The following is an 866-nucleotide window of genomic DNA, read 5'->3' as shown; positions in this document are numbered from 1 at the left end:
TGGTCAAGGCTTGGTCAAGCAGCCTCGCGACGGCCCCTGCGGCGGTCCTGCGGCGGTCCCCCGGCGGTCGCTCAGGGGCGTGCGACGGCCGCGTGGACGAGGTCGCCCGAGACCTCGGCGATGCTCGCCGCACCGGCCAGGGCCATGACGTGAGCGAGGTCGGAGACCACCTCCGCGACGCACGCCTGCGCGGCCTCGGCGCCCCCCGCGGCCAGCGCCCACAGCACCGGGCGCCCCAGCAGCACGGCGTCCGCGCCCAGCGCCAGCGCCGTGAGCACGTCGGTGCCCGTGCGCACGCCGCCGTCCACGAGGACCACCGGCGCGTGGCCGGACGGCAGCGGACCCGCCAGGCGCACGTGCTCGCGNNTGCTCGCGCACGGCGGCGGCCACCTCCGGGAGCGCCAGCGCGCTCGGCACGGAGCGGTCCAGCTGGCGGCCGCCGTGGTTGGAGACCACCACGCCCGACGCCCCGGCCTGCAGGCAGGCCACCGCGTCGTCGCCGCGCAGCACGCCCTTGACCAGCACGGGCAGGCCGGAGACCTCCGCGAGCCACGCGATGGTGCGCAGGTCGATGGTCGGGTCCTGCTCCGCCGCGGCCCGCTGCTCGGCCACGGTCAGCTCCGCTCCGCCGGCGGTCACCCGCTCGGCGAAGTGGGGTGCGAGGTTGACCAGGAAGTGGTCGTCCGGGACCGACAGGCGCGTCCCGGAGACGCGGCGCTTGCGCCCCACGTATGGGGTGTCGCCGGTCAGGACCAGCGCGCCGGCTCCCGCGGCGACCGCGCGCCGCACGAGGGCCTCGGTGAGGGAGCGGTCCTTCATGACGTAGACCTGGAACCACCAGGGGGCGCCGTGCTCGGCGGCCGCGG

General features: G+C 77.4%; 2 protein-coding genes. Both read right to left on the bottom strand.

The window, feature by feature from the left end; translation table 11 throughout:
• Positions 1–71: 71 nt before the first annotated feature.
• Positions 72–308 carry an alpha-hydroxy-acid oxidizing protein gene (locus FHN55_RS24365; RefSeq protein WP_373995759.1) on the bottom strand — a complete coding sequence of 79 codons (237 nt, stop codon included), beginning with the start codon at positions 306–308 and terminating at the stop codon, positions 72–74.
• Positions 309–367: 59 nt separating this feature from the next.
• Positions 368–866, bottom strand: a 499-nt coding sequence (locus tag FHN55_RS23370; protein WP_218974931.1) for an alpha-hydroxy-acid oxidizing protein, incomplete at both ends; no start/stop codon positions are given.

The sequence above is a fragment of the Streptomyces sp. NP160 genome (genome assembly GCF_006335115.1).
In the GTDB taxonomy this organism is placed as follows: Bacteria; Actinomycetota; Actinomycetes; order Actinomycetales; family Quadrisphaeraceae; genus Quadrisphaera.
Note: the sequence above shows the minus strand (reverse complement) of the source record. Positions and strands in the feature narration are given on the sequence as shown.